At 72.2% G+C, this 22,153-nt stretch carries 17 protein-coding genes and 1 tRNA gene; 12 read left to right on the top strand and 6 right to left on the bottom strand.

Annotation, left to right across the window (positions count from 1 at the left end; all coding sequences use genetic code 11):
* Positions 1 to 2: 2 nt before the first annotated feature.
* Positions 3 to 608 carry a 5-formyltetrahydrofolate cyclo-ligase gene (locus AB4Z02_RS05975; RefSeq protein ID WP_441970008.1) on the top strand — a complete coding sequence of 202 codons (606 nt, stop codon included), beginning with the start codon at positions 3 to 5 and terminating at the stop codon, positions 606 to 608.
* Here the strand turns inward: AB4Z02_RS05975 and AB4Z02_RS05980 are convergent.
* The gene (locus tag AB4Z02_RS05980; protein WP_441970009.1) at positions 577 to 3,264 is read right to left on the bottom strand and encodes a penicillin acylase family protein; all 2,688 of its coding nucleotides are present in this window, start codon (positions 3,262 to 3,264) and stop codon (positions 577 to 579) included. The genes AB4Z02_RS05975 and AB4Z02_RS05980 overlap by 32 nt on opposite strands.
* Before the next feature lie 47 nt (positions 3,265 to 3,311).
* Here AB4Z02_RS05980 and AB4Z02_RS05985 point away from each other — a divergent pair, with 47 nt between their 5' ends.
* From AB4Z02_RS05985 to mscL, 5 genes are all read left to right on the top strand, one after another.
* Positions 3,312 to 5,048, top strand: coding sequence for a potassium/proton antiporter (locus AB4Z02_RS05985; RefSeq protein ID WP_441970010.1), 1,737 nt, complete (start codon positions 3,312 to 3,314; stop codon positions 5,046 to 5,048).
* A gap of 127 nt (positions 5,049 to 5,175) precedes the next feature.
* A complete protein-coding gene (locus tag AB4Z02_RS05990) occupies positions 5,176 to 5,529 on the top strand; it encodes an FmdB family zinc ribbon protein (protein WP_056881926.1) in 354 nt (117 codons plus the stop codon).
* Between the two features lie 159 nt (positions 5,530 to 5,688).
* Positions 5,689 to 6,525, top strand: coding sequence for an S-methyl-5'-thioadenosine phosphorylase (locus AB4Z02_RS05995; RefSeq protein WP_056881927.1), 837 nt, complete (start codon positions 5,689 to 5,691; stop codon positions 6,523 to 6,525).
* A 35-nt stretch (positions 6,526 to 6,560) separates the two neighbouring features.
* Entirely contained in the window at positions 6,561 to 7,268 is a 708-nt protein-coding gene (locus AB4Z02_RS06000; protein WP_441970011.1) for an SAF domain-containing protein, read from the top strand.
* Positions 7,269 to 7,372: 104 nt separating this feature from the next.
* Positions 7,373 to 7,738 carry a large conductance mechanosensitive channel protein MscL gene (mscL, locus tag AB4Z02_RS06005; RefSeq protein ID WP_056881929.1) on the top strand — a complete coding sequence of 122 codons (366 nt, stop codon included), beginning with the start codon at positions 7,373 to 7,375 and terminating at the stop codon, positions 7,736 to 7,738.
* A 79-nt stretch (positions 7,739 to 7,817) separates the two neighbouring features.
* On the opposite strand, the gene AB4Z02_RS06010 is transcribed toward mscL, so the two are convergent.
* From AB4Z02_RS06010 to AB4Z02_RS06025, 4 genes are all read right to left on the bottom strand, one after another.
* Complete coding sequence (locus AB4Z02_RS06010; protein ID WP_441970012.1) at positions 7,818 to 12,023, bottom strand: AAA domain-containing protein; 4,206 nt, start codon at positions 12,021 to 12,023, stop codon at positions 7,818 to 7,820.
* 9 nt (positions 12,024 to 12,032) lie between these two features.
* Positions 12,033 to 13,379 carry an MFS transporter gene (locus AB4Z02_RS06015; protein WP_441970013.1) on the bottom strand — a complete coding sequence of 449 codons (1,347 nt, stop codon included), beginning with the start codon at positions 13,377 to 13,379 and terminating at the stop codon, positions 12,033 to 12,035.
* Between the two features lie 60 nt (positions 13,380 to 13,439).
* Positions 13,440 to 14,198: a matrixin family metalloprotease gene (locus AB4Z02_RS06020; RefSeq protein WP_441970014.1), complete on the bottom strand. Its 759-nt coding sequence runs from the start codon at positions 14,196 to 14,198 to the stop codon at positions 13,440 to 13,442.
* Between the two features lie 256 nt (positions 14,199 to 14,454).
* Entirely contained in the window at positions 14,455 to 15,354 is a 900-nt protein-coding gene (locus tag AB4Z02_RS06025; RefSeq protein ID WP_441970015.1) for a universal stress protein, read from the bottom strand.
* 328 nt (positions 15,355 to 15,682) lie between these two features.
* Between AB4Z02_RS06025 and AB4Z02_RS06030 the strand changes: the two genes are divergently transcribed.
* The 3 genes from AB4Z02_RS06030 to AB4Z02_RS06040 all read left to right on the top strand — a co-directional run bounded on the left by AB4Z02_RS06030 (position 15,683) and on the right by AB4Z02_RS06040 (position 19,069).
* Positions 15,683 to 17,605, top strand: a complete 1,923-nt coding sequence (locus AB4Z02_RS06030; protein ID WP_441970016.1) for a carbohydrate-binding protein — start codon at positions 15,683 to 15,685, stop codon at positions 17,603 to 17,605.
* On the top strand, positions 17,602 to 18,801 hold the full coding sequence (locus tag AB4Z02_RS06035) for an ROK family protein (RefSeq protein WP_441970017.1): 1,200 nt from the start codon (positions 17,602 to 17,604) through the stop codon (positions 18,799 to 18,801). The genes AB4Z02_RS06030 and AB4Z02_RS06035 overlap by 4 nt, the downstream gene beginning before the upstream one ends.
* Before the next feature lie 192 nt (positions 18,802 to 18,993).
* A tRNA-Arg gene (locus AB4Z02_RS06040) sits at positions 18,994 to 19,069 on the top strand.
* Between the two features lie 144 nt (positions 19,070 to 19,213).
* Here AB4Z02_RS06040 and AB4Z02_RS06045 read toward each other — a convergent pair.
* Positions 19,214 to 19,363 (bottom strand): hypothetical protein, encoded by a 150-nt coding sequence (locus AB4Z02_RS06045; protein ID WP_441970018.1) that lies wholly within the window; start codon positions 19,361 to 19,363, stop codon positions 19,214 to 19,216.
* Between the two features lie 84 nt (positions 19,364 to 19,447).
* On the opposite strand from AB4Z02_RS06045, the gene AB4Z02_RS06050 reads away from it, so the two are divergent.
* The 3 genes from AB4Z02_RS06050 (at position 19,448) to AB4Z02_RS06060 (ending at position 22,152) form a co-directional block, all read left to right on the top strand.
* Positions 19,448 to 19,780 carry a DUF3140 domain-containing protein gene (locus tag AB4Z02_RS06050; protein ID WP_441970019.1) on the top strand — a complete coding sequence of 111 codons (333 nt, stop codon included), beginning with the start codon at positions 19,448 to 19,450 and terminating at the stop codon, positions 19,778 to 19,780.
* 11 nt (positions 19,781 to 19,791) lie between these two features.
* Positions 19,792 to 20,625 carry a YdcF family protein gene (locus AB4Z02_RS06055; protein ID WP_441970020.1) on the top strand — a complete coding sequence of 278 codons (834 nt, stop codon included), beginning with the start codon at positions 19,792 to 19,794 and terminating at the stop codon, positions 20,623 to 20,625.
* Between the two features lie 132 nt (positions 20,626 to 20,757).
* Positions 20,758 to 22,152 carry a multicopper oxidase domain-containing protein gene (locus AB4Z02_RS06060; protein WP_441970021.1) on the top strand — a complete coding sequence of 465 codons (1,395 nt, stop codon included), beginning with the start codon at positions 20,758 to 20,760 and terminating at the stop codon, positions 22,150 to 22,152.
* Position 22,153 lies beyond the last annotated feature (1 nt).

Raw genomic sequence — 22,153 nt, forward strand, 5'->3', positions numbered from 1 at the left:
CCGTGTCCGTCCCGACCCCGCCCCCGGAGCCGTTCCCGCCCATCACCGGTGACAAGGCGGAGCTGCGTAGACGGCTTCGTACGCTGCGGCGCGAGCGGGTGCCTGCCCGCGACCGGGCTGCCGACGCCGAGTCCATCGCGCTGCTCGCCCTGGAGGTGGCCCACGAGGCGGGGGTGGGACGCGGCGGCTGGGTGGCGGCGTACGAGTCGACACCCACCGAGCCCCCGACGGTGGCGCTGGTCGCGGCGCTGCAGGGACGCGGCGTACGGGTGCTGCTCCCGGTGACGCTCCCCGACTGGGACCTCGACTGGCGCGAGGCCGGCTCCGACGTGCCGCTGGGCAGGGACGCGGTCGGGCGCGCTGCGGTGGTCTTCGTCCCTGCGCACGCCGTCGACGAGGCCGGGACGCGCATCGGCCAGGGGAAGGGCTGCTACGACCGGGCGCTCGCCCGCACCGACGGCGTGCGTGTGGCGGTCGTGCACCCGTGGGAGGTCGCCCGCGAGGCCCTGCCCCACGAGGAGCACGACCTCCCCGTGGACGCCGTCATCACCGCGGCCACGGGGCTCCGGCGCCTTCCTAGCTGGAGGACCCGCCCGGCACGAGCGTGAGCTCGTCGCCGCCCGCGTCCTTGACGGCGCCCGCGCTGTAGGGCCAGTCGAACAGCTCGTTCTTGGCCCATGCCTTGGACTGGTCGTTGTAGTGGTCGGCGAACGCGTGGCCGCTGTTGCCGGTCTGGTTGACCCAGCGCGACCTGTCGAAGTTCGAGAGGTCGACGACCATCCGCATCGAGGGCGCCCAGTTCACCTTGAACGCCTGCGACCGGCTCGCGTCGTCGAGCCCCTTGCTGGCGTCCCAGCCGTTGGCGTCGACGATGGCCGAGCCACCTGGCATCTCGATGGGCCCGCGGTTGAACAGCTGGCGCACGATGCCGGGGACGTCGTCGCCACCGAGCACCTGGTGGGTCAGCGTGAGGGTGTGCAGCTGGCCCCACTCCCAGTCCGAGGGGTCCTTGCCGAGCTCGCGGGTCAGGTCGAGGCGGGCGTCGACGAGGGCCTTGCGCAGGATCTCGGACTGCCCCTCGGTGACGCCGGCGGTGCGCTTGTCGTCCCACCATGCCGAGCGCGGCTTGGCCAGGAGCTGGCTCATCGCCTCCATCCACTGGTCGCCGCCGTTGGCGCGCAGGTCCTTGGGCAGCTCGTCGTCGAACGTCAGGTCGAGCAGGCTCGACCACACGGCGTTGTAGTAGGCGGCAGCAGCACCCGCGGGGCTCTTGCCCGCCGGGGTGGTGAAGTCCCAGTGCCGCAACAGGTCCTGCGCCTGCTCGGTGAAGTCGTCGTTGCCGAGGTCGACCTTGAGCAGGGCCTTGACCAGGGTGGGCGCGAACTGGCTTCGGGTGTCGCCCTGGATCTGCGACATGGCCGCGGGCGTGACCTTCGGGTCCTTCTCCAGCAGGTCGCGGATGCGCTGGCTGCGGAAGCCGTAGTCCCACTCCGTGGTGAGGAAGGGCGTGCTGCTCTCGGTGACCGCCTGGTTGGCGGCGACGATGAAGCCCTTCGGCGGGTTGTACGCGTACGGCATCTGGGCGAAGGGCACGTAGCCCTTCCAGTCCCACGAGGAGACCCAGCCGGGGCGGATCCAGTAACCGGGGGCGTTCTGCATGTAGCGGCTGCGGACCGGGATGACTCCGGGGGCCTGGTAGCCGATGTTGCCTGCCGTGTCGGCGTAGAGCAGGTTCTGCGCGGGGACCGCGAAGTCCTTGGCGGCGGCGCGGAACTCGGCGAAGTTGGTGGCCTTGTTGAGGCCGAAGATCGCGTCGGCCGTCTGCCCGACCTGGATCCCGGTCCACTGCAGGGCGACCTCGTAGTCGCCGGGGCTGGTCTTGCCGTTGACGGGCGGTCCCTCGCCCGCCTTCGCGACGCCGTCGATCGCGTCGGACAGGATCGGCCCGTGGGCCGTCGACCGCACCGTGATGGTCTCCTCCCCACCGCCACCGATCTTGATGGTCTCGGTGCGCATGGTCAGCGGCACCTGCTTGCCGTCGCGCAGGTAGGTGCTCCCCCGCACCTGCTCGAGGAAGAAGTCGCTCACGTCGGGGCCGAGGTTGGTGAACCCCCAGGCGATCGACTGGTTGTGCCCGATGACGATGCCCGGCAGCCCGGCGAAGGAGTAGCCCGCGGTGTCGAAGGGGCAGCTGCTGCCGACGGTGCGGCAGTGCAGGCCCACCTGGTACCAGATGCCGGGGATGCTCACGCCGAGGTGGGGGTCGTTGGCCAGCAACGGCTTCCCGGTGCTCGTGCGCGAGCCGGAGACCACCCACGAGTTGGAGCCGATGCCGTCGCCCCGCCCCATCGTGACCGGGACGCTGGCGAGCGCCTTGGACACGGCGGCATACGCGCGCTGCGCCCCCGGTCCCGTCTCGGCGGCGACGGCGGGGTCGGTGCCGGAGGCCTTGGTGGAAGCGGCCTTGGCCGGCGCCGAGGAGAAGGGGATCGCCGAGCCGGCGTCAGTGGGCGTCGTACCGGTCGCGGTCGTGGGCGCGCCCGTGGTGGGCGACCACTCGTCGCCGGAGAGGATCGGCTTGTTGGCCGTGTACGGGTAGGCGGGGAACAGCTCGTTGATCTGGCTGAGCGGCATCGAGCCGGCCAGGCGCGCGCGCATCAGCTCGGCGGAGTAGTCGCCGCGCAGGTCCCACGCCATGGCCTTGAGCCATGCGAGGGAGTCGGCCGGCGTCCAGTCCTCGACGCGGTAGTCGGGCACCTTCTGGGCGAGCACGACGTACTCAAGCGACATCTTCGACGGCGTGCCCTGCTGGTGGATGTAGGCATTGACGCCGTCGGCGTAGGCCTGCAGGTAGCGCCGCGTCTCGGGCTTGAGCGTCGGCAGCTCGGCCTCGGCCACGCGCCGCCAGCCGAGGGTGCGGATCACCCGGTCGGTCTCCAGGCCGCCCTTGCCGACGAGCTCGGAGAGCCGGCCGGAGGTGATGTGGCGGCGCAGGTCCATCTCGAAGAAGCGGTCCTGGGCGTGGACGAAACCCTCGGCGCGGAACAGGTCGTCGGCGGTGTCGGCGTAGATCTGCGGGATCCCGTGGTCGCCGCGGATGACCTGGACCTTGCCCTGCAGACCCGGCACGGTCAGCTCGCCCTCGGTGACGGGGAACGGACGCCGGACCCAGGTCACCGCCAGGACCGCGACGATTCCGAGGACGACGACGAGCAGGGCCGCCACCGCGATGGCGATGCGGCGGGCAAGGATGACGCGAGACACCCTGCGAGACTATCCGCACCACTGACGGGGAAAGGACGTGACGGGCCGTGGGCACAGGCTTCACCGAACCGCCCGTCACGGTCGCGTCCGCCCTCACCTCGGACGCCGGCTCGTCCGCGTCCTTCACGCTGCACGACCTCACCCCGGCGCTGCTGGTGGGCTCCCTCGTCCTGCTCGTCGCGGTCGCGGCCGTGCGGCTGTCGGTGAAGTCGGGGCTCCCCTCGCTGCTCATCTACCTCGGCATCGGGCTGGCCATCGGCGAGTCCGGTCCGTTCGGGATCGAGTTCGACTCCAACGAGCTCACCCAGGTGCTCGGGTACGCCGCGCTGATCCTCATCCTCGCCGAGGGCGGCCTGAGCACGAAGTGGGAGGGGATCCGGCGCTCGGTCGCCCCGGCCGCGGTGCTGTCGACGGTCGGCGTCATCGTGTCGGTGCTGGTCGTGGCGCTGTCGGCGCGGTTCGTGCTGCACCTCGACTGGAACACCGCGCTGCTCGTGGGCGCCATCCTGTCCTCCACCGACGCCGCGGCGGTGTTCTCGGTGCTGCGTCGCGTGCCGCTGCCCCGGCGCATCACCGGCATGCTCGAGGCGGAGTCGGGGTTCAACGACGCCCCCGTCGTCATCCTCGTGACCGCCCTCGCGGCACGCAGCGCCGACCCGGCAGAGGCCGAGGGCTGGCTCACGCTGGCACTCAAGGCGGTCGTCGAGCTCGGTGTCGGCGCCGCGATCGGGCTGGCCGTCGGCTGGCTCGGTGCGCAGTTCATGCGGAGGGCCGCCACCGGTTCCTCGGGCCTGTTCAGCATCGGGGTCGTCGCCCTCACGGTCCTCGCCTACGCCGCGGCGGCCACGGTCCACACCAGCGGCTTCATCGCCTGCTACCTCGCCGCCCTCGTCCTGGGCAACCTCCACCTGCCCCACCGCCCGGCCGTGCAGGGGCTGTCGACGGCCCTGGGCTGGGTGGCCCAGATCGGGCTCTTCGTCCTGCTCGGCCTGCTCGCCTCGCCCAGCAAGATGCTCGACCAGGTGCTGCCCGCGACCGTGATCGGCCTGGTGCTGCTGCTCATCGCACGGCCCCTGTCGGTCCTGGCGTCGGTGGCCCCTTTCCGCCTCGGCTGGCGCGACCAGGTGTTCCTGTCGTGGGCCGGGCTGCGCGGCGCCGTACCCGTCGTGCTCGCGACCGTGCCCCTCACCGTCGGGGCCCGCAACGTCGACTGGATCTTCGAGCTGGTCTTCGTCCTCGTCGTCATCTTCACCGTCGTGCAGGGGCCGACCCTGCCGTGGGTGGCCCAGCGCCTGGGGATCGTCGAGGACTACCGCACGCTCGACCTCGCCGTGGAGGCCACGCCGCTGGAGGAGCTCGACGCCGAGCTCATGCAGGTCACCGTCGGGCCGGCGTCCAGGCTCCACGGCGTCGAGATCTTCGAGCTGCGCCTCCCGCAGGGAGCCAACGTCACCCTCGTGGTCCGCGACGGCCACGGATTCGTCCCCGAGGTCAACACCGCGGTCCGGCGCGGCGACCAGCTGCTCATCGTCGCGACCGCCGGCGTCCGGGCCAAGGCTGAGAAGCGGGTGCGCGAGGTGAGCCAGGCCGGCCGGCTCGCCGGCTGGGCCACCCCGGTACGCAGCCGCGAGCCCAGGCCGGACCGGGGACCCGTGCGCGGACCCGCCGCTGTGGCGGACCGCGGCCCCGCCGGGGCCGAGCGGGTCTCGGGCACCGCTGTGGAGCGGGCGCTCGCTGCGGTGGCCGGCCGCAGGCACGGGCGGGCCGGCGACGGGAAGAAGTAGGGCGCTCCCGGCCTTATAGTTGGCAGTCGAGAGGTGGGAGTGCCAGTCCTCGACCGTGGTCGTGACCGCACCCCACCGCCCACCGTCCGTCCCGGCCAGACCCGGCCGCCAGACCCTTGGAGGAACCGTGCCGACGTACTCCTACGCCTGCACCGAGTGCCAGCACCGCTTTGACGCGGTCCAGTCGTTCACCGACGACTCGCTCACCGTCTGCCCCGAGTGCGACGGACGCCTGCGCAAGGTGTTCAGCGCGGTCGGCGTCGTGTTCAAGGGCGGCGGCTTCTACCGCACCGACTCGCGCAACGGTTCCTCCGCCTCGGTCTCCGCCGCCAAGAGCGAGGGCGGTTCGTCGTCGTCCTCCTCCTCGTCCGACAGCAGCTCGACCTCCGGGTCCACCTCGGGGACCGGTACGGCGTCGAAGTCCACCTCCTCGTCGGGCTCCGGCTCCTCCTCGAGCTCCTCGGCCGGTTCGGCCGCCTGACCCCGCAGGCGCCCGGCCCCGCGCCTACCTGGTCTCACTCGCCTGACCTCACCTGCCCGGCCGGGCCCCGCTCGTCCACAGGGGACGTCGCTCCCACCTGTTGTCCACAGCGCCCCTCACCGCCCGGCCCGCAGCGCGCTCGCTGCGTAGGCTGGCCGCATGACCTCAGGGCATCCGCGCGCAGACCTCGGCCTCATCGGCGGCTCGGGCTTCTACGAGTTCTTCGACCACGCCGAGCGGGTGCGGGTGACCACCCCGTTCGGTGACCCCAGCGACGACGTCGTCATCGGTGAGGTCGACGGCCGCCGGGTCGCCTTCATCGCCCGCCACGGCCAGGGCCACCGCTTCCCGCCGCACAAGGTCAACTACCGCGCCAACCTCTGGGCGCTGCGCTCGGTCGGAGTCCGGCAGGTCCTCGCCCCCTGCGCGGTCGGTTCGCTGCGGCCCGAGCTCGGCCCCGGTTCCGTGGTCGTGCCCGACCAGGTCGTCGACCGCACCTGGGGCCGCGAGCACACCGTGTACGACGCGGAGGGCTCGGTCGTCCACGTCGGGTTCGCCGACCCCTACTGCCCCCGCGGTCGAGAGGTGGCCACCAAGGCGGTCCACGACGCCGGGCTCGAGGTCGCCGACTCGGGCACCCTCGTGGTCATCAACGGTCCCCGCTTCTCCTCGACGGCCGAGTCGCTCTGGCACCAGCAGGCGGGCTGGTCGATCGTCGGGATGACCGCCATGCCGGAAGCGGCCATCGCCCGTGAGCTCGCGATGTGCTTCACCACCGTCGCCCTCGTCACCGACCACGACGCCGGCGTGCACGGCGGTGAGGCGGTCACCCACGAGGAGGTGCTGGCCGTCTTCGCCCGCAACGTCGACGCCCTGAAGTCCGTCCTCCGGTCGGCTCTGGGCGCGATGCCGGAGGCGGAAGCCGACGACAGCGCGACGTGCGCCTGTCGCCGGGCTCTCGACGGCATCACCCTTCCCTTCGAGCTGCCGGCCTGAGCCATGGGCTCCTCGCCGACACCCGGCCCGCGGCCGTGAGCCCCAGGCCGGCCAGCGGGGTGGAGCTGTCAGCAGCCTGGCGGTGGCTGCAGGGCCCGGGTCGGCGCCGGGCCTGGCGTCGACGGGTCCTGCGACGCGGTCTGGCCGCCCTGTGCGCGGGCGCTGCGGTGCTGGGACTGGTCGCGGTGGCTCGCTCCCCCGAGCGGAGCCGGCTGGTGGCCGTCGTCGTGGCGGCCCGCCCGCTGGCCGTCGGCGAGGTCGCCACCCCCGAGGCGGTCCGCACCGTGCTGTTCCCTGCCGACCTGGTCCCCCACGACGCCGCTCACCAGCTCGCCCAGGTCGTGGGCAAGCCGGTCACGGCAGCGCTCAGCGCCGGCGAGGCCGTCACCACGCGCCGGGTCCGGCCCGAGAGCGTGCTCGCCGGTCAGCCGATCGACCTGGTCGCCTTCCACGTGACCATCCCCGACGTCCGGGCCGTGTCCATGGTGCGTCCCGGCGACCGGGTCGACCTCGTGGGGCCGACCGGCATCGTCGCCCACAGCGCACCCGTCCTCAGCGTCGACCCAGTGGTGACGACCGACTTCGGCTCGGTGCTGCAGGGCCCGGGCTCCTCCAGCGGCTACGACCTCAAGGACGCCGGCGTCGTCGTGGCGGTCGACCAGCCCACCATCCTCGGCCTCGCCGCCGCCCAGCAGGACGCCCTCGGACGGCCCCAGCTGTCCCTCGTCCTGCGCCCTCGCTGACGCACCCCCGCCAGAAGGCCCGGCGCTCGGGACGTTCGCGCCGGCGGCCTGCGCCGCTACCGTGAGTCTGGTCAACCTCATTCCAGGAAAGGGCCGGGATTTCCATGAAGGGTTTCAAGGACTTCATCATGCGGGGCAACCTCGTCGAGCTTGCCGTCGCCTTCATCATCGGCTCTGCGTTCGCCGCAGTGGTCACCACGTTCACCAAGATCATCATCGAGCTGGTGGGCAAGGCCGGGGGTGCCAAGAACTTCGACGACTTCAAGCCGGGCGGCCTCCTGTCGGTAGGCCCGTTCCTCACCGCGCTGTTCGCGTTCCTGCTCATGGCCTTCGTCGTCTACTTCTTCGTGGTCAAGCCGTACGAGGCGGCCAAGGCACGGTTCACCCGGGCGCCGGAGGTCGACGAGGCACCGGACGAGAGCGTCGTCCTGCTGCGCGAGATCCGCGACGCCCTGAACCGGCCGGTCTGAGCCACCCAGCAAAGCCGAAGGCGCCGGGACCCCGACGGGTCTCGGCGCCTTCGGCGTCCAGCGGCACCTGCGTAGGACGTCAGTCCCTGCCCCAGTGCGGGGGCCGTTGCTCGAACAGCCACCGGTCGTGGGCCGAGAGGTCCTCGCGCTCGCCCCAGCCGGCGTCGGTGTCGTCCTTGGTCTGCTCGGGCTTGGAGGTCGCCCGGCGTCCGCGGACCCGGCGCTTGCGGGCGCCGGCGTCGGGTGCCGGGGTGAACTCGTCGGGTTCAGCCTCGAGGCCGTCGAAGGTGAGCTGGGCCTCCTCCGGCGCCTCTGGCGGAGCGGGCTGCTGCTCGACCACGACCGGCGGCTGGAGCTCGAGTCGGGTCGCGGCAGCCGTGGCTCGCCGGGGTCGAGCGGCCTCCTCGACGGCGCGGCGCGCCGCAGCCCGCTGCACCGCGGCATGCACCCGCGACACGTCCCGCGCGGGGTCGCGGAACAGGTCGGTCGTCCAGACGCGCAGGTGCTCCCACCCGAGGCGCTCGAGCTGCTCACCCCGCAGCCGGTCACGGTCACGGGTGCTGTGCATCGCTGCGTACTCCAGGCCGTCGGTCTCCACGGCGACCAGCACCTGACCGGGACGCTCCGGGTCCTCGACCGCGAGGTCGATGGGGTGGCCCGCCCCGCCGAACGCCTCGTGCACCACGAGGCCGGACTGGCGCAGTCGCCGGGCGAACTCGGCGCGGACCGGTCCCCCGGTCACCACCGGCAGCGCCTCCGCTGCGACGGTCTCGGGGACCGGTGCCGTGCGGTCCTCGTCGGGCGCGTCGATGAGCTCCGCGGGGGCGTCCGCGACCTCCGCGGGCGCCATGGCCTCACCGGTCTCTGCCGGGTCAGCGACGGACCCAGCGTCGGTGTGGGCGCCGGGGAGCGAGCCGTCAGCGGCGTACGCGAGGTAGTCCCGCAGCATGACCGCTCCCCGGGCCTTGAGCCGGGTCGGGTCGAGGTCGGAGGCGAGCAGCGACGAGACAACCGTCATCCGCCGACGGGCGCGGGTGATGGCGACGTTGAGCCGCCGCTCACCGCCCTCGAGGTTGAGCGGGCCGAACCGGTGCAGCACCCGGCCGTGCGGCGTCTTGCCGTAGCCGACGGACAGGATGATGGCGTCGCGCTCGTCGCCCTGCACGCGTTCGAGGTTCTTGACGAAGAAGCGCTCGGGGCGGTCCTCGTCGAAGAAGTCGCCGACGCCGTCGGCCTCGAGCAGCGCCCGGCGGAGTGCGTCGTCGAGGCGGGTGGCGTGCTTGATGCCGAGGGCGATGACGCCGAGCGACTCCTGCGGCCGGGTGCGCGCGTGCTCCAGCACCAGCTCGACGACCCGGCTCACCTCGGCCTCCGTCGACTCGATGGCCTCCTCGCCCGGCTGGACGACCCCGGAGCCGTCGACGGGCTCGAGCCGGACGACCGGGTCGGTGCCCCTGCCGGGGAAGGTGACCAGGGAGCCGTCGTACATCTCCCGGTTGGCGAACGCGATGAGCCGCTCGTCGAGCGAGCGGTAGTGCCAGGACAGGCGGCGCGTCGGCAGCGCGGCGGTGAGCACGTCGAGGACCGACTCGAACCCCTCGGTGAGGGTGTCGTTGTCGGTGGCGAGCTCCTCGTCGACCGCGGAGGTGAAGAAGCTCGTGGGCGGCAGCTGACGCTCGTCGCCGGCGACCACGACCTGGTGGGCGCGCGAGATGGCAGACACGGCCTGGGCAGGCGGGATCTGGGACGCCTCGTCGAAGATCACGACGTCGAACCAGCGTCCCGGCGGCAGCACCGACGCCACGACCAGCGGCGACATCGCCCAGGCCGGCTTGGCAGCCGTGAGGGTCTCCCCCGCCCGGGGCAGCAGGTCGCGCAGCGGGCGGTGCCGACGGGACTTGCCCGCCTCGGCGCGCACAAGCGCCTCCTGCTCGGGGTGGTCGGCGAGCACCTCGCGCAGCCGTCGACCGGCACCGGCGCGGACGCGCTCGGCGCTGGCCTGCAGGTGGGCGTGGTCGGCGGCGACGTACTCGCGGGCCACCCGCTGCAGCTGTGCACCGTCGTGGGCGCCGTAGCGGGGGTCGCGCACGACGAGGTCCTCGGACAGCGAGGTCCACCAGACGAAGTCCATCTCGGCGGCGACGTCGTCGGGCTCGACGCCGCGGCGGGCCAGGTCGTCGACGAGGGCACCGAGCCCGGAGGCGCGAAGGTCGTCAAGGACGCCGAGGACCCGCGGCACCACGGTGAGCCGGTCGGGCCGGGCGTCGAGCTCGGCCATGCGCATCCTGAGCTCGGGCAGCGGCGCTCCCATGAGGTCGCCCCCGGCGGGCGTGGTGGCCAGCCGCTCACCGAGCCAGGTGAGGTCGTCGGCGACAGCGCGGTATGCCGTGCGGGCACGGTCGAGGTCCACCGGGATCTCGGGGCGCCCACCGGCGCCGGCCATCGCCTGCCAGGAGGTGCGCTGCTGCTGGGCGTCGAGCAGGGCTGCGTGCAGGTCGGCCGGCGGGGGGCCCGGGCGCAGCAGCGAACGGGCCTGGCGGCGAAGGCGCCAACGGGCGTAGGCACCGAGCGCGACGCCGTTGGCCTCGCGGTAGGCCTTGGACCCGGTGGCGGCGACGAGGTCGCCCAGCGGGATGTCGAAGACCTCGGGGCGGAACACCTCGAGGGTGTCGCGGACACGGCCCACCGACTCCAGGACCGCACCCCAGTCGCTGACGCGCTCGGCCTGCGGGAGGCTCACCTCGGAGAAGACCTCGACCATGGTCTGCTCGACGTCCTGCAGCTCGCCCTGGCTGAGCCGGCTCGTGATGTCGCGGGCACGGAGGGCCTCCTCGGAGGTGGCGATGCGTGCACCGAACCACGGGTCGGTGTCGGCGCCGGTCGACCAGGCGCCGAGCGAGGCGGCCTCGGTGAGCTCGCGCCCCAGCTCCTGCACCCGGCGCCGGTCGAGCCCGGCGAGCTGCTCACCACGCAGCCGCACCCGGGACGTGGGCGGGTGCGCGGTGTCGCTGAGGGTGGCGATGGCCTCCTGCGCCTGGTGCGCGGAGACGCCCCACGGCTGGCGGACCTCGTGGAGCGCGGCGGCGTGGTCGACGAGGGTGGCACGGCGCTCGACGAGGGTGCGCTCGATCTCGGTGGTGTCGGGCTCCCGGGTGGCGGTGCCCCGCTCCAGCGCTGCGCCGAACTGCTGGGCCAGGCGTCGCTTGTTGCTGGCCCCGTCGTAGGCGTCGAGGACCAGGTCACCCAGGCCGACACCCTCGAGTCGGCTGAGCACGGCGTCGATGGCGGCGCGCTTCTCGGCGACGAAGAGCACCCGCTTGCCCTCACCGGCGAGGCTGGCGACGAGGTTGGCGATGGTCTGCGACTTGCCGGTGCCGGGCGGGCCCTTGATGACGAGGTGGGCGCCCGAGCGGACGGCGTCGATGGCGGCCTGCTGGGTGGAGTCGGCGTCGAGGATGAGCAGCTCGTGCGACGGGTCGGCGTCCGCGGGCGACTCGGGCACCTGGGTGCGCACCGCGCGCAGGGCCCCCGGGTCGCCGGCGAGCGCGGCGACGACGTCGTGGTCGGCGAGCGCGCTGCCCTGCGCCGCGAGGTCCGCAACCATGGGCAGCTTGGCGTAGGAGAAGGTGCCCACGACCAGCCGCGGGGTGACGTGGAAGTCCGGGACGGCGGAGCACAGCTTGGTCAGCTGCTCGTAGACCGGGTAGGGGTCGAAGTTGGCGCCCGTGGTGGCCAGGTCCTCGAGGGCCTCGCTGTCGAACTCGAGGCCCTGCTCGGACCGCAGGTAGTGCTCGAGCACAGGGTTGAGCTCGACGTCGTTGCCGAGGTCGAGGTCGAAGTCCTCGCGGGCGGCACCGGTGGGCCTGAGCACGCAGGAGCGCAGCAGGACGGGGGCGGCCGGGGGCCGGGAGGCGCCACGGACGGTCCACGTCGCCATACCGATCGCGATGAACCCGGCCGCGATGCCGCGCTCCTCGGACAGCTCGAGGGTCTTGGAGCGGATGGTGCGGGCGCGGCGCCGCGCCTCGTCGAGGGCCGCGGGCTCGCGGACCAGGTCGGAGAGGCGGGTCGGGCGGCCGGCGAGGAGCATGGCGAGGCCGCCGGGGTGTGCGGTGGTGAGGTCGAGGGTGCCGCTGGGCAGGTCGCGGTACCAGAGCAGGGTGTTGCGACCGCCGAGGTCGACCAGGTGGCGCTGCCAGGTCTTCACCGCGGCGGCGACGCGCTCACCACGGGGGTCGCTGTCGGCAGCCGGGGCGGTGGGGGTCTCGTCGGTCGGCTGGTTCACCTGTGCAGGCTAACGAACGTGGCTGTCGACCGGGTCCAGTGTCGGCGGCGTGTGGCCGGCGTGCGCACCGCCGTCTCGCGGGCCGGGACCGGCATCGCGCAGGAACGCCGCGGTGAGCCCGATCGTGGCCGCCACCACCGCTGCGCCGAGGCCCAGCACGGAGTACCCCGCCGTGCCCACCACCAGCCCCGCGAGGGCACCTCCGCCGCCGGCGGCCAGCCCCATCACCAGGTCGGACGCGCCCTGGGCGCCGGCGCGGTCGGCGACCGGCACGGCGCCGGCGATGAGGGTGGAGCCGCTGACGAGGGTGCACGACCAGCCGGCGCCGAGGAGGAACAGCCCGATGGCGAGGCCGGGCGACCACCCGGTCGGCGCCTGGGCCGCGAGCAGGGTGGCCACCACGAGCACGACGGAGCCCACCATCGCCACGGGACGGCCGCCGAACCGGTCGACCGCGGTCCCGACGAGCGGGGAGAGGGCGTACATGCCGAGGATGTGGATGCTGATGACGAGGCCGATCAGGCGCAGGGTCGAGCCACCGTGGTGCATGTGCAGCGGGGTCATGACCATGACGCTGACCATCGTCATGTGGCCGAGCGCGACGGCGACCAGCCCGAGCAGGGCAGCCGGGCGCTGGCGGACGACGCGGAACCCGCGCACCACCGAGCCGTGCGGCGCCTCGACCTCGTCGTCCGAGCCGGCGTCAGCCGCGGCGGCGCGGGCGCGTTCGCGGGACAGCAAAAGCGGGTCGGGGCGCAGGCGCAGCGTGATGAGCACGGCCGCGAGCACGAACCCGGCGAGGGAGAAGACGAACGCCCCGGTCAGCGCCGGCAGGTGCAGGGCGTCGGCGACGGTGCCGGCGAGCCCGACGAGGTTGGGCCCGAGGACGGCGCCGATGGTGGTCGCCCAGACCACGACGCTGAGGTCGCGCCCGCGGTGGCGGTCCTCGGCGAGGTCGGCCGCGGCGTACCGCGCCTGGCTGTTGGACGTGGTGGCGCCGCCGAACAGCACGCTGCCGAGCAGCAGGAGCGGGAAGTTGCGCACGACCCCCGCGGTGATGAGCACCACGGCCCCGACGATGCCGAGCAGGTAGCCGAGCCCGAGCCCCGGGCGGCGGCCACGACGGGCCATGAGCCGGGCCATCGGTACCGCGATGAGCGCGCCGCCGAGCACCTGGAACGTGCCGCCGAGGCCCGCGAGGTCGGCGGAGCCGCTGACGTCCTCGGCGAGCAGCGACCCGACGGCCACGCCGCTGGCGACGCCGACGCCGCCGAGCACCTGCGACCCGACGAGGGTGGCGATGGTGCGGCGCTGGACGGCGGGGTCGTGCACGGCGTGGTGGCGGGCAGGGCTCACCCGGCGAACGTTAGCCCGCCGGGTGAGCCGGTCGCGCCCGGGAGGGGGTGCCCCGGTGCGTCAGCTGAGGTCCGCCAGCGGCATGTAGGCGGTGTTGATGCAGCCCGCGGCCCGGCCCGACTTGTAGAGGCCGTAGCGGTCGCCGGAGGCGAGGCCGCTGGGCGAACGGCTGGTGAGCGTGGGGTACATCTGCTGGGTCGTCGTCGACACGTGCTGCAGGCCGAACGCGTGGCCGAGCTCGTGCAGCAGCAGGTTGGTGCGGCGGGCGCCCGCGCCGAAGCCGGCGGAGGTCTGCGCCAGCATCTGCGGGGTGTCGATGACGACGAACCCGCGCAGCGCAGCGGTCGTGTAGGTCGTCCGTCCGCCCGAGGTGCGGGAGACCCAGGCGCCGTAGAGGCCGCCCTGGCCGAGGATCGAGCCGGAGAGGTCGTACCTCGTCCTCGTGGGGCTCGTGTAGGCCACGACCAGCTCGGCCGACTGCTTGGTCATCGAGCCCGGCGTCGGCACCTCGGTCGTGTATCCCTTGTAGGAGAAGGTGAACCCGGTGTAGCTGGCGATGCGGGCCACGGCGGTCTTGGTCTCGGAGAGGACCGCGGTGCGCTGCGCCAGCGGCACGGCGGCGAGGTTCGCCTTCCACGTGACGGCCCTCTGGCAACCGTTCCAGCGCAACGGGACCGACGTGCCGTTGGGCAGCTTCATCGTCGTGAGCTTGTAGGTCGCGGTGGCGCCGGCCGCGGCCTGCGGCACCGCCGTGGCGATCGCCGAGGCGAGACCGAGCGGGGCCAGGGCAGCGGTGATGAGCGCGAGAGACTTTCGCATTGGGGGACGTCCTCCGGGAGTGAGCAGATATGGGGGTCACTGCTCCTGCGTTCACCACGCTAAGGCCGCCCGACGGGTGCTCCGCGCCTCAGACGGCTGGTTCAGCCCATTCGGATGAGCACGTCTCCGCCAAGTGCATGAGTTACACGGATGTCATCGTCGGTGGTCGGCACCGGTGTGAACGCACGTGGTCGGCAGCGACGTGAGCGCTTGGCTCGGCGCCTCTGGTCCGGCGCCTCTGGTCCGGCGCCTTCGCTCAGCGCACGACCATGACGGGGCAGCCGGCTTCGTGGATCACGGTGTGGCTGACCGAGCCCAGCATGAGGCCGGCGAAGCCGCCGCGGCCGCGGCTGCCCACCACGAGCAGCCCTGCGCGGGCACCGTACGGCGCGAGCACGTGCCCCGGTTCGCCGAAGAGGACCTCGGTCTCGACCTCGACCTCGGGGTGCGTGGCGAGGACGCGGTCGCGCGCCCGGGTGAGGACGGTCTGCGCCCGCTCGCGGACGGCGTGCGAGTGCTCGGTGCCGGCGGCGTGGTCCTCGACGTAGGCCCACCCCTCCGGCGAGCGCAGCCGCCTGACGTGGACGATGCGCAGCGGCGCACCGGCGGCTGCAGCCATCTCGGCGGCGCGCGCCACGGCCCGGTGCGAGGCGTCGCTGTCGTCGACGCCGACGACCACCGGGTGGCCGGTGTCGGGGTGGACGACGGTCTCGCCGCGGACGACCACGACGGGGCTGAAGGCGTGCGCCGCAACGGCATACGACACGGAGCCGAGAAGCCCGGCGGCCAGGCGACCTCTACCGCGGGAGCCGATGACGACGAGCTCGGCATCCTTGGACGCGAGCACCACCTCGGCCGCGGTCGTGCCGACGACGACGACGCCGTCGACGTCCGGCGGCTTGGCGAAGTTCTTGGCCCGCTCGACGCCGCGGTCGAGCGTCGCCTGGGCGCCCTCACGGATCTCGCGGGGCAGGTCGTCGGGTGAGTAGACCGGGTCGAGCGGCACCGCCGCCATGTCGACGCAGAAGACGACGGTCAGCGGCTTGGCCTGGCGCCGCGCGGCGGCGGCCGCCCAGTCGAGCGCGACCTCGGACCCGGGTGACCCGTCGAAGGCCACGACGATGCCCCGACCGGTGGTGCCACTGCCTGCGTCCATGACGCCCTCCTGTCCGTCGCGTCCCCGGGCCCTTGCGCTCAACCCGACGATCGAAAAGGGGGTCGCAACGCGCGGAGCGGGGTCAGAGGAGCCGGTGAGCGACGACGCGCAGGGAGCGCCGCGCCCACCGGCCCGACTCCATGATGTGGCTGCCGGACGGTGCAGGTCAGGGCCGTTGGTCCCGTCCGACCTGCAATTTAGTGCTTGACGCATCTAATTCAGAGGAGGATGGTCGAGGTGACGCAAAAGCCGCATATATCGCCAACCCGGCGACGTCGCGGCCCCTCTCGGACAGTCCCCCGACCTCGCACCCCAAGGAGCACGATCAATGGCGATCACCCGACGCGCCCTGCTGGCCTCCAGCGGACTCATCTCCCTGGCCACCGCCCTCGAGCTGGCCGACCCGGCCTACGCCGCAACCCGCGACACCGCGCCCTCCACCACAGGCGCCACGACGGCCCGCGGGTCGCTCCCGGCCGCTCCCCTGACCCGGGCGAGCCGCAACAGCCCGTGGACCCGCAAGGGCGCCGGCCCGCTGTACTGGAACATCTACGGCTGGTCCTTCCCCCACAACGCGCCCATCCCCGAGGACGAGTGGAAGGCCAACATCGACTGGCTGGCCAGCGACTTCGCGCCCAGCGGCTACGACATGGCCTGCACCGACGGGTGGATCGAGGGCTCCTCGCGCACCACGGAGCACGGCTACATCACGAGCTACAACGACGCGTGGACCCACGACTGGGACTACTGGGCCGCCTACCTCGCCCAGCGCAAGATGACGCTCGGCGTCTACTACAACCCGCTCTGGGTGCACCGGGCCGCCGTGGAGGACCCCACCAAGACCGTCGTCGGTCGACCCGACGTCAAGATCGCCGACATCGTCGCCGAGAACGACTTCTTCGCGCGTGACATCGGCGGCAACAGCCTGTACTGGGTGGACGTCACCAAGCCGGGCGCGCGCGAGTACGTCCAGGGCTACGTCGACTACTTAAAGAAGATCGGCGTCCCGTTCCTGCGCATCGACTTCCTGTCCTGGTACGAGGACGGCATGGACGCCAACATCGGGCGGGTCAACGCGGCACACGGCCGCGACAACTACGTCAAGGCGCTGCACTGGATCAACGAGGCGGCGGGCGACTCGATGGAGGTGTCGCTGGTCATGCCGCACCTGTTCGACAACGCGGCGGCGGAGCTCGCCAACGGCGACATGGTGCGCATCAACGCCGACGCCGACAAGGGCGGCTGGGAGCGGCTGAGCGGCGGACGCCAGGACTGGCAGAACGCCTGGCCCAACTGGTTCAACCCGTTCTGCGGGTTCACCGGCTGGTCGCACCGCAACGGTCGCGGGCAGCTGATCCTCGACGGCGACTTCCTCCGGGCGCACACCTTCGCCTCGGACGAGGAGCGCAAGACCGCGGTCACCCTGATGACGATCGCCGGGTCGCCCATCGCGATCGCCGACCTCTACTCCGACATCGGCTCCAGCGGCTGGGTCTTCACGCAGCCCGAGGTGCTGCGCCTGCACGAGCAGGGCCTGGTGGGCAAGCCGTACTACTACAACGGCACGCCCTACTCGCAGAACCCGACGTCACGCGACACCGAGCGGTGGGCCGGCCAGCTGCCCGACGGGTCGTGGGTGGTCGCCCTCTTCAACCGGGGCGACAGCGAAACCGTCGAGAAGTCCCTGCACTTCAGCCGCGACCTCGGCATCGCCGGCTCGGCGAAGGTCCGGGACGTCTGGGCCCGGCGTGACCTCGGCCTGCGCACCGAGGCGCGGGCGAGCCTGGCACCGCACGCGAGCGCCCTCTTCCACATCACCCCGCAGCGCGGAGTGACGCGCTTCCACGCCGCGTGGGCCACCTGGGGCGGCGGCGCGAACTTCAACAACAACCACGCGGGGTACGACGGGTCCGGCTTCGCCGACAAGCTCGAGGCCGGCGGAGAGCCGGGCGATGCCCTGGTCACCTTCGCCGTCGAGGCGCCGCGCGCCGGCACGTACTCCGTGCGCTGGCGCTATGCGAACGGCCTGGCCTCCTCGAGCACCATGACCGTCTCGAGCGAGCGCGCCGACCGCACCGTGGTGGACGGACCGCAGAAGGTGACCTTCCCGTCGACGACGAGCTGGGACCAGTGGGACAACCAGAGCACCAAGCTGCGGCTGCAGGCGGGCCTCAACCTGGTGACCATCGGGCGGGGCGCCAGCGACGTCGGCGCCATCAACCTCAACTGGATGGAGCTCCGGCTCGGATGAGGACAGCGAGTGGACGTGGGGCCGGCCGCGCGACTGGTCGCGCGGCCGGGCTCGCCGAGCCGCGCCGGGCCGAGCTGTTCTCGCTGGCCCTGAGGTTCGGGCCGGTGACCAGAGGGCAGCTGGCGGGGTGGACAGGACTGGACGCGTCCACGGTCACCAGGTCGTTGCGGCCGCTGATCGACGACGACTACCTTCGCGAGTCCAGTCCTCCCCCTGCCGGCCGGAGCATGGCCGGCAGGGGTCGTCCGGTGCAGGCGCTTTCGGTGAACCCCGGCCGGCACGTGGCGATCGGGGTCAAGCTGGGGCCGTCGACCGTCAGCGCAGTGCTCACCGACCTCAGTGGCACCGTGCTGGCCCGTCACGCGGCGCCACTGGCTTCGGCCGAACCGGCGACGGCTCTGGCCACCATCGGCGCGGTGGTCGACGAGCTGCTGGCCACGTTCGGGTCTGCCCGTCAGGACGTGCTCGGCGTCGGCGTCGGGCTGAGCGGGCACGTCGACCCCGAGTCGGGGAGCTGCCGGCTGTCCGCGATCCTCGGCTGGCGCGACGTCCCCGTCCGGGAGCCCTTGGCCGACCTGCTCGACCTGCCGGTCGTCGTCCAGAACGACGCCAACACCCTGGCCCTGGCGGAGCACTGGTTCGGTCGGGGGCGCGGCGCCAGCACCCTGGCCGTGGTCACCCTCGGGATCGGTATCGGGTGCGGCCTGGTCCTCGGCGACCGGCTCCACACCGGCGAGCGTGGCATCGCCGGCGAGCTGGGTCACCTGCCGCTCGACCCACAGGGGCGGGTCTGCACCTGTGGGGCCAGAGGCTGCCTGGAGGCACTGGCCGGCGACGCGGCCATCTGCGAACTCAGCGGCTGCGCTTCTGTTGCCGAGGCAATGTCCGCGGCCTCGGAGCGTGGCGCTTCTGCGTCGTCGACCCGTGCTCGTGAGGCGTTCCGCCAAGCCGGTGACGCGCTGGGGCGGGGTCTTGCTGGGCTGTGCAACCTCGTCGACCCGGAGCTGGTCATCATCGCGGGGGAGAGCGCTGCCGCCTTCGGGCTCATGGAGCCCGCGGTGCGTGAGTCGCTTGCGGTGCACGGGTTCTCGGGCATCTCGTCGGAGGTGCGCATCGAGGTGGACGCGGGTCAGGAGGACCTGTGGACCCGCGGCGCCGCGAGCCTCGCCATCCGTGCAGGGGTCGGTCAGCTGTAGGCGGTCACCGCTTGTCAGTCTGCGGCGCCGTTGCCGCTTTGCGGCTTGTCGCCCGCGACCCTCGCGGCCAGGGCGCGAGGGTCGCGGTCAAGGCCCGGGGCGCTGCGCCCCGGTCGTCCGATCGTCGGTTAGTCTTCTCGCGCACGGCCAGCGGCTCTCTGCGTTCTGCGCGGGAGTCGCCGGTCAGGCCCCGCCCTCGTAGCTCAGGGGATAGAGCACCGCTCTCCTAAAGCGGGTGTCGGCAGTTCGAATCTGCCCGAGGGCACCACCACGAAATCACAGGTCAGAGGATCATCCGGTCCAGATCGGCAGGCTCAACTCCTCCTCCCAACTCGCGATCGGGTTGCAAGGGGCGCGGACGGCAACCTCAGGTGAGCGCGAACGACCGGCGATATCGATCCCCTGACCAGACCTAGCCACCGCCCCACCGCCACGCGGCCAGGTAGGTGAGTCCCACGACGACCAGCCATCCGGTCACGACGAGGACCTTGACCCGCTGCGGCACATCCTCGAAGGGGCCCGATCGGCCGACCAGGTCCTGCGGCGACCGGCTTGTGCGCATGCGCCACGATCGCATCTCCGCCGTCACTCAGGCGTCCACCCCGCTCGGCGAGCCCGTTCCTCTTCGCCGACCTAGGGTGAGGAGATGAGCCAGGACGAGCAGCAGCAGGTGCGCAAGAACTTCGACGAGGCCATCAACATGTCGCCTTCAGACCTCGAGAAGTGGCTGGGCACGGACGGGTCCAGGTCGGTCGGGCAGAAGGACGGAGGCGGTGAGAGCACCGGCCACGCCTCGGGCCGGCGGATCATCGAGATCAAGCGCAAGAACAAGGACGATCTCACCGAGTCCGACTACGCCCACATGGAGAAGGCCGCCGGATACGTGAAGCGGCACCTCGCCCAGCGTCCCGACGGCGACATCAGCGAGACCCCTTGGCGCTACTCGTTGATGAACTGGGGCCACGACCCCCAGAGCTGACAGGCATCACCATGGACCCGGCCTGCCCGGAGAAGCAGAACGACGGACCCCACCTCGGCGACGACCTGGAGTGCATCGGACACTTCCTGGCCCGCCGTGACGTGGAGTCACTCGACCCGGACCGCGTGGGGCGGAGGTTCGACGTCCTGGTCCTCTGCGGCAGCGCGGTCCTCGCCTGCCTCGATGGGGCTGCCCGAGCGTTCCACGACGGCCTCGTCGACCGCCTCCTCGTAACCGGCGGGATCGGGCACTCCACCAGCTACCTCGAGGCAGCGGTACGTCAGCACCCGGCCTACTCGAATGTCCGGACGGCAGGAAGGCCCGAGGCAGCGGTCTTCGCCGACCTCTTGCAGCGCCACCTCGACGTGCCAGCCGACGCCGTGGTCACCGAGACGGAGTCCACGAACTGCGGGGAGAACGCCGAGCTCTCGCTGATGGAGCTGCGGTCCTGGTCGCCACCGGTGTCCAGCGTCCTGCTGATCCAGGACCCCACGATGCAGCGCCGCACCCACGCGGCCTTCGACCACCAGCAGCGCGAGGCCGCGGACCCCATCAAGATCGTCAGCTACGCACCATTCATCCCAGTGGTGACTCCTGGTGGCGTGGGCGGGAACGCCATGACTGACAGCGCTTTTGGCGCTGAACCCGACAAGTCAGGCGCGGCCTGGACGCTGGACCGCTTCACCTCACTGGCCCTGGGCGAGATCCGCCGGCTGAACGACGACGAGCACGGGTACGGTCCGCGCGGCGCCAACTTCATCGGGCACGTCACCATCCCGGACGACGTCCTGACCGCCTACCGCCGCCTCCGCAGCACCGCCCAGCCGGAGCTGCGCGACCGCTGAACTCAGCCACCGGTCAGACGAAGCACAACCGTTGGGGGACAAGGCATACGGCGAGCGGTGGATCCTTCCTGAGCGCTCGCTGAATACCGTGGTCCGGGCAGCACATTGCCATGGCGTTGTCTGGAGGGGCTCATGGTTCTTGTCTTCGCCACCGCCGTCGTCCTCGTCGCGATCCTGGGGATCGCGACCCTCGCGCGGCGACACCGACGCCACCGGCGCAGTGAGGTCGCAGGAGGGGCACGACACCGCGCCCTGTTGACGGCGGGCGCCGTCGCCGCACCCGTCCTGGCGCTGGCGCTGGGGGTGACCTGGACGCAGGCGCCATTGTCCGGCGGCGCGGCGGCCAACGCTGTCGCAAACCCGCACGGGTCGGCCCACCTGCACGCGGCCAGCGGATCCGCCGCACCCGCCGGGACAGCGGCAGGCGCCAAGGCCGCCGCCCCGGACGCCGCCGGCGACGACGCCTACTGGGGCCAGGTCGCCGGGCAGGCGTTCCACCCGACGGGCGTGACGCGGACCTACTACATCGCCGCCGAGCAGGTGGAGTGGAACTACGCCCCCAACGGCCGCAACGGTGTGACCGGCAAGCGCTTCGACGACGTCGCGGACACCTGGACCAAGCAGGACAAGTCCCGCATCGGCTCCACCTACGTGAAGTGCCTCTACCGCGGCTACACCGATTCGACGTTCTCGACGGCGCAGTCGCGTCCCCCGGCCGACGCCTACCTCGGCTTCACCGGCCCGGTGATCCGCGCCGAGGTCGGCGACACGATCAAGGTGGTCTTCCTCAACCGCTGCTCCATCAGCGCCAGCGTCCACCCCCACGGCGTCTTCTACCAAAAGGCCTCGGAGGGAGCGCCCTACGCAGACAACACGACCGGCAAGGACACCCTCGACGACGCCGTCCCCCAGGGCGGCCGCCACACCTACACCTGGCTCGTGCCCGACCGCGCAGGTCCGGGGCCCCACGACGGCTCCTCGGTGATGTGGATGTACCACTCGCACACCGACGAGGTCGGCGACACGTACGCCGGGCTGCAGGGCTTCATGGTCGTCACCGCACGCGGGAAGGCCCGCCCGGACGGGACCCCGGCCGACGTGGACCGCGAGGTCTTCGAGCTCTTCGCCGTGATGAACGAGGGCATCAGCCCCTACCTCGGCGAGAACGTCGACAAGTTCACCAAGGTCCCGCCGGCTCCTGACGACGAGGGTTTCGAGGAGGCCAACCTCAAGCACTCCATCAACGGCTACCTCTTCGGCAACCAGCCGGTGGTCACGCTGCGCAAGGGTGAACGCGTCCGGTGGTACGTCATGTCGATGGGTACCGAGGTCGACCTCCACACCCCCCACTGGCACGGCAACACCGTCGTCGTCATGGGCACGCGGATGGACGTCATCAGCCTGCTGCCGGCGTCGATGGTGGTCGCCGACATGGTGCCGGACGACGTGGGCACCTGGCTCTTCCACTGCCACGTGAACGACCACCTCACCGCCGGCATGACGACGAGGTACCGCGTCACCGGTTGAG

Origin of the sequence: Pedococcus sp. 2YAF34 (assembly GCF_052114585.1) — a bacterium.
Lineage (GTDB): Bacteria > Actinomycetota > Actinomycetes > Actinomycetales > Dermatophilaceae > Pedococcus.